General features: G+C 35.8%; 6 protein-coding genes. 3 read left to right on the top strand and 3 right to left on the bottom strand.

Annotation, left to right across the window (positions count from 1 at the left end; genetic code table 11):
- Positions 1–327: 327 nt before the first annotated feature.
- A complete protein-coding gene (locus IV57_RS12620; protein WP_057881882.1) occupies positions 328–834 on the bottom strand; it encodes a GtrA family protein in 507 nt (168 codons plus the stop codon).
- 161 nt (positions 835–995) lie between these two features.
- Between IV57_RS12620 and IV57_RS12625 the strand changes: the two genes are divergently transcribed.
- Positions 996–1,523, top strand: a complete 528-nt coding sequence (locus tag IV57_RS12625; RefSeq protein WP_057881883.1) for a PadR family transcriptional regulator — start codon at positions 996–998, stop codon at positions 1,521–1,523.
- A gap of 73 nt (positions 1,524–1,596) precedes the next feature.
- On the top strand, positions 1,597–2,961 hold the full coding sequence (locus IV57_RS12630) for an MFS transporter (RefSeq protein ID WP_057881884.1): 1,365 nt from the start codon (positions 1,597–1,599) through the stop codon (positions 2,959–2,961).
- Between the two features lie 122 nt (positions 2,962–3,083).
- Here IV57_RS12630 and IV57_RS12635 read toward each other — a convergent pair whose 3' ends face one another.
- Complete coding sequence (locus IV57_RS12635; protein WP_057881885.1) at positions 3,084–4,490, bottom strand: amino acid permease; 1,407 nt, start codon at positions 4,488–4,490, stop codon at positions 3,084–3,086.
- Positions 4,491–4,606: 116 nt separating this feature from the next.
- Between IV57_RS12635 and mmuM the strand changes: the two genes are divergently transcribed.
- Positions 4,607–5,554, top strand: coding sequence for a homocysteine S-methyltransferase (gene mmuM / locus IV57_RS12640; protein WP_057881886.1), 948 nt, complete (start codon positions 4,607–4,609; stop codon positions 5,552–5,554).
- 705 nt (positions 5,555–6,259) lie between these two features.
- On the opposite strand, the gene IV57_RS13250 is transcribed toward mmuM, so the two are convergent.
- A partial coding sequence (locus IV57_RS13250; protein ID WP_083488982.1) for an SLAP domain-containing protein occupies positions 6,260–7,204 on the bottom strand: 945 nt, incomplete at its 5' end.

Genomic DNA, 7,204 nt, shown 5'->3' on the forward strand with positions numbered 1-7,204 from the left:
CTTTTTAATATCATTTGAAATAAATTAGTGGGAATCAAATCATTTTTGACTGAATAACAAATATCGAAACTCTAGTCGGTAGCATAAATTCTGATGGGCTCAATAGCAAAATTATTCTTAGGCAGCGCGTAGCGATGTCTTAGAATAAGGCCAAGTTTTGAGATGATGCCGAACTTGCATTAGCTCAAAATTGTGCCTGCTATGTTCCAGCCCAATCAGAATTTGTGCGGACGACGGCAGGATAAGAAAGACACCACTTTAACCAATCATGAGCAAGAATCAAAAAACGATTACTACGGTCTTTTCTACATACCTGTGTGTTTAAAATTAATCTTTATTTTTGAAAATGAAAAATTTCGAAAGAATATAGTTACCGCCAATGGCCAAAATTTGACCAATGACTTTTGAACCGGTTCCACTGAAGCTGAGTAAAGAAATTCCGACCCAAAGGGTGGCTGATTCAATTAAAAAGGTTAAAACACGTGTACCATAAAAAGCCAACATCTCACGTAAGGGTGCATCTGACTTGTGACGGAAGACGATAATTCGATCAACCCAGAAACCAGCTTGAACTCCTAAGAACCAAGCAACAATATTAGCAAATTGATAGTTTAAATTCATAGCGTGATAAAGTACAAAGAACGTTCCAAAATTTACGACAACTGAAAGTAATCCCCAAAGTAAATAACGAACAGCTTGTTTTCCGTTACTTTCTTGAAGTGGTTCTTCATCCTGAGCAGTGAAGACCGGACCAGCCTCATTAATGCCATCAGCGACGTCATCAATAACCTTAGTTAAAGTGCTTTCGTCGTCAAGATCTGCTTTTTTATTCATATATATCAACTTCTCCCAATTTTTAGTGCCTATACCTTTATATTAAACCCTTTTAACCCTTACAAGACAATGATAGTGCATTGCTGTAAAAAAGGTGATTGACACTTACATCTAAAAGATATATTCTGTATACATCTTTTAGATAGTTGGAGAATCAAAAAATGATGAATGAATTATTTATTTTAGGGGAATTAATGGAAGCTCCCCAAATTGGATATCATTTGCGCAGTGCTTTACAAGTATCTCTAGGTCGGAACCGTAAGATTAGTTTTGGCGTGTTATATCCGTTGTTAGATAAAATGGCGGATCAAGGATTGGTTACGATTGAAACCATTGAAGATGGTAGAACTCAGAAGCAAGCTACTATTACTCCTAAAGGACAAGCAAGATTTTTTGAATTAATGCGGGAAGATGTTCCTGAAGGTGCCAAAAATCGTGATATTTATTTAATTAAACTTGATGCGATGCAGCATTTACCCTTAGTTGATCAACAGGAATTATTGAAGTCATTTATTCGTGAACAACAGAAAACAGTCGATGAATTGCTACCATTGATCAAAGAATTTGCTGCTGATGAAAAAATTGATCATTGGTATGCCGAAAAGAAACAAGAGTTGAAATTATCCGAGGCCAATCTAGCAATTGATTGGGCAACAAACTTTTTGAATGATTTACCATACCGAAAATAGAAAAAATTTAAATAAAATAAACTTTTTTTTATCAAAATCAATACATCTTTTAGATGTATATAAGGAGACTTTTATGTCAAAAGAAATTAAATTAGCACTATTGATGGCAACCAGTCTATTCATGGAAATGTTAGATGGAACCATTGTTACAACTGCTTTACCCAAAATGGCACAGTATTTTAATACCACCATGTCCCAGATATCATTTTTAGTTAGTTCCTATATGGTAGCGACGGCTATTTTTATTCCCTTGAGTGGTTGGTTAGCTAGTCGCTTTGGAAATAAACGTATTTGGTTAATTGCCATTGTTTTATTTACTACTAGTTCCTTAGGCAGTGCCTTGTCACCTAATTTTGCTATCTTAATTCTTATGCGTATCATACAAGGATTTTCAGGTGCCTTGCTGACACCAACAGCCCGATTAATTGTTTTAGAAAAAACGCCAACTAAAATGTTACTACGAATGACTGGTTATTTTGTTTGGCCAGCTCTAATTGCTCCAGCCATCGCTCCAGTAGTTGGTGGAATGATTATTACTTACTTGAGTTGGCATTGGATTTTCTTGATCAATCTACCAATCGGAATTATAGCTTTTATGATTGGTCGAAGGATGATTCCTGGAGATATTAAACGTGAACACACTAAGTTTGATTGGACCGGTTTCTTTGAAATTGCTCTAGCCTCTGGTTTGATAGTGGTTGGTGCGGATGTGGTAACTAATAAGCAAACCAGTATTAAAATATTAGGATTAGGAATGATTGTACTAGGAATTTTGTTTGGTTATTTAACTTGTCGACATCTATTAAGAGCCAATAATCCATTGTTTTCACTGAAAGCGATGGGGGTAAAATCATTTCGAATCAGCCAGACCAGTGGTTCAGTTTTGTGGCTGTCAGTTGGAGCAATGCCATATCTATTAACAATATATTTACAAAATGTTTTCCACTGGTCGGCCGTTGTAGCTGGAACCTACGTTATTTTTATTTTCTTAGGTAATATTGGCATTAAGCCATTTACGACAATAATTATTAAAAGCTTGACCTATAAAGGTGCCTTGTTGAGTTCATTCATGACAGTTTTACTCAGCTCGATAGCGTTCTTCTGGGTTAGTCCTACCACCCCAGCAATTATTATTATGGCTTTGGCATTCTTTTCTGGAGTAGGTCGTTCTTTAGGGTTAACGGCTTTTAATGGTTTGATTTTGTCTGAAATTTCGCCAACTGATCGTAATAGTGCGAATACTTTAAATTCTGTTACTAGTTCTTTGGTACAGGGATTGGGAATTTCATTGGTTTCCTTGTTAATCAGTTTATTATCTAATTTTGTTACACTTCAATATGCTTATAGCTTTAGTTTTATTTTCTTAGGATTATTGATGATTTATCCAATAATTGAAATTCTAGGGATTTCTAAAGAAATGGGTAGTCAAACAATTTAAGAAAAAATGAGTTGGCTTTTGCGAGGTGCTCTTAAAAAATAAGCTGTGATAATCTTTTTTCAGATTACCACAGCTTATTTTGATGTTGAGCCTATGTTAGGAGATTCAATCGCACATATTTTTTATTTATCAACATTTAAAGCACGATGTTTTTTGAGATATTCTTTGCCATAATAAACCGCATAACAGAGAATTAAGAATGGAATCATATAGAAGAGAGCGGTTCGTTGATTAGGATCGAAGACGATTAAGACACATGACAAGAGACTCATGATAAAGGCAGCCCAAGGAACAACGGGATACCAAGGTGTTTTGAATTTTAACTCATCGACCGTATGACCAGATTTGAGAAAACTCTTACGGAAGTTGATTTCTGATAATGCAATTGCCATCCAAACAATTACGACTGCTAAACCTGAAATGGAAACTAGGACTAGATAAACAGTTGAGGCGGCAACGACACTGGAAACTAAGGCAAGAATTCCACCGACCATACTCAAACACAGAGCAATCATTGGTACATCACGGGAGTTAGTTTTAGCATACTTTAAAGGAATCATTCCTTCGTGAGCTAGGGACCAAAGCATTCTGGTTGAGGCATAAAGTCCAGAGTTGGCAGCTGATAGGATGGCGGTTAACACAACGAAGTTCATTAAATCTCCAGCAAATGGTAAACCAATACTTTTGAAAACTAAGACGAAAGGACTTTGATTAACTCCAGCCTTTTGCCAAGGAATCAGTGCAGACATAACGACGATACTACCAATAAAAAAGATGATTAATCGGAAAAGTGTGGTGTGAATAGCACGCGGGATATTCTTGCCAGGATTCTTAGTTTCTCCAGCTGTGACACCGATCAATTCAGTTCCTGAAAAAGCAAAATTAACAGTCAACATAGTGGTAAAAACGGCTTTAAAACCGTTGGGAAACAAACCATCCTTGAATAAGTTGGAAAACATTGGTGCATGGTTTGTACCTTGGACATGAATGACACCGAAGATGGCCAAGAAACCGACAATAATGAAAAGAATAATTGCGATAACCTTAATACTTGAAAACCAGAATTCAGTTTCAGCGAAGAATCGCACTGACAATGCATTAGAAACGAAAATTACGGCCATAAATAGGGCACTCCAGATCCATGTTGGGGAATGGGGAAACCATTGTTGCATAATTAAACCAGCCGCGGTAAACTCAGAGCCCAAAGCAACAGTCCAGGTCAGCCAATATAAAATGGCGACGGTGAAGCCAGTACCTGGTCCAATGTAACGATCTGCATAGACGTGAAAAGAACCAGTTTCGGGCATGGCAACCGATAATTCTCCTAGACAGAGCATGACAAGATAAACAACAACTGCTCCAATGCCATAGGCTAGAATAGTTCCAATAGGTCCAGCTTCATGGATAGTGTAACCAGAACTGAGAAATAGTCCGGTTCCGATAACACCACCTAATGAAATCATGAAAAGGTGCCGTGATTCCATATTTCTTTTTAATTTGGTATGTTGTGTATTTTCTTTGTTTTCCATGGGTAAGCACCTTGTATTATTTATAATATTAGAATAAAATTAAAAAAGCCTAATATTTGTATGATAAACTACATTATTTTATATGGCAATAGCACAGAATTTTGGGAGATGTTAATTTGAGTGATTTAATAGCTGAAAATTTGAAGAATAAAACTGCTTTGGTGGTCGATGGCGCGATGGCAACTGAATTAGAAAAACACGGCGTGAAAACTGATACCGATCTTTGGTCAGCAACAGCTTTGATTGAAAAGCCAGAAGCTATTACGGCCGTTCACAAAAGTTATTTTCAAAGTGGTGCTGATGTTGCAATAACCAATACTTATCAAGCTAACGTAAGTAAATTTATGGAGTTGGGATTAACCGGTGAAGAGAGTAAAAAACTGATTATAAAAGCAGTTAAAGTAGCTCAAAAGGCTCGTAAAAGTTATTATGATTCACTTTCTGATGATGAAAGGTCTAAGCGTGCTCAATATCCATTGATTGCAGGAAGTATTGGACCATATGGTGCATATTTAGCTGATGGTAGTGAATATCGTGGCGATTATAAATTAACTACCGAAGAATACCAGGCTTTTCATTTGCAGAGAATGACTTTGCTGAATCAGGCCGGAGTTGATTTATTTGCTTTTGAAACCCAACCTAATTTTGAAGAGACTAAGGCATTAGCTGATTTATTAGTTAATAAATTTCCAGACCAACATGCTTGGCTGAGTTTTAGTATTAAAAATCCTGAAAACTTGTGTGATGGAACTTCGATTTATGAAGCTGTGCATCATTTTGAAGATAATAAACAAATTTCAGCAATCGGGGTTAACTGTACGACCTTAGAAAACATTACTGAAACAGTTAAGAATATTAAATCTATCACTGATAAACCAATTATCGTTTATCCTAATAATGGCGATATTTATGAGCCAATAACTAAAACGTGGCAATCCAATCCTCAAGCCGATAGTTTCAAAAATTTGGTACCTGAATGGCTTGATGCAGGGGCTAAATTGATTGGTGGTTGCTGCCGGACAACGCCAACTGACATCAAAGGAATTGCCGATATTATTAATTAAATATTTGAATACCATATGTAGTGTTTAAGCAAGTAAGAAATACAATATGTTCCATGTGAAACATATTAGATATATTTTAATGATAGTTTAAACCTTTTGGCAGTAAAAAGTCTGATTTTTAGTGTGAAAGAAAAATTCTTACTTAAGTTCAGTTAAATCGTAAGTTAACGGAGTTGTTGTTGAATTGTCGCTCTCCATAAGGAAGAAAAAATAGCTGGAACAAGCCAGACAAGTACGCCAGCTAAGTCAAATTTGACTATTGAGCTATTTTTCTTCCTTGCTCCGAGCTAATTTTCTGTTTTAAATGTTGGATAGTTAAAATTTGCTAAACATTTATAAATTTAGGGAAACTAGACTGAGATGAAATTACGCTTGATGGATATTTTTAGTTTGGTTTAATTTGTTTTAGAAATAACGGTTTATTAAAATTTATATCAAAAAAGCTCATATCCTATGATGATATGGGCTTTTTGAAACTTAACACTATTATTTTCATTAAGAAAACAATCAAATAATCGTAGAATCTAGTCTGGTGTAAAAATTGAAAATAGGATCAGCAGCGTTCCAGCCTATTCCAATTTTTTACGGAACACGGGAAGTTACGTACACTTCCTGGTTTAATCGAACTTAAGTGAGAGTCTTATCAGTTAGTATGTGTCCTTTTATTGATGGAAAAATAGTTATGTCTCAGACTGATTTCTTAAATCAGTTAAATGAAATATTAAATGCATCGGTAGGAACAAATTCATTAGTCGAAACTCGATAGTAAGGTTTGTTATTGATATAAGCGATACGATCGGTCAACCACAGTGAATCAGCCCCTAATTCACGAATCATAACAAGCTTACCAGCAGAGTTAGTTAGACGTTGATTGTGATCACTTATTTTGACAACACCATTTGTAGGTATATAAAGATAGGCAAAGTTTGATTTCACCCATTGATTGGTTGCTACGCGGTAATACGTATCATTGTTAATAGTGGCCACTTGATCACTGTGCCAATCGGTTTTTTCAGCCAGATACGTATTGGGGATGAAATTCATCTTATCATTATCCAAACTATACAATTGTGTTTTATTAGATTCAGGGAGAATAGAAACATATTGTTCAGAGTTACTAATAGATGGACCAGATGGTTTGACAGTATTGCCACCACCATTATTGTTATTATTATTTATTTTTGTATAAGTAACATAACCAGTCGTATCAGGTTCAACAATTGAGATTCCATCTTTAGTGACATTTCCTTTAACGGAAGTTTTATCAGCAGTATAACCAGCAACTACAGGGACAGGAATATTGATAGTTGTACCAACCTCACCAGATGCTTTGACAGCTTTATCCCCAAGACTAGTTTTGATAGTTACATCAGCAGTAACAGAAGTAGGCTGATTTTTAGTATAAGTAACAAAGCCAACCCCATTGGGGTCAATAACATCAATACCATTGGCAGAGACAAGAGCGTTCACAGTAGATTTATCGGGAGTATAACCATCTATATTTGGAACATCAACGGGAATGGTCTCACCAACGTTACCAGTTTTATTGACAGTTTGTTCCCCAAGATTAGATTGGATGATTACATCAGCAGTAACAGAAGTAGGCTGATTTTTAGTATAAGTAACAAAGCCAACCCCATTGGGGTCAAT

The organism is Companilactobacillus kimchiensis (assembly GCF_001438805.1).
Lineage (GTDB): Bacteria > Bacillota > Bacilli > Lactobacillales > Lactobacillaceae > Companilactobacillus > Companilactobacillus kimchiensis.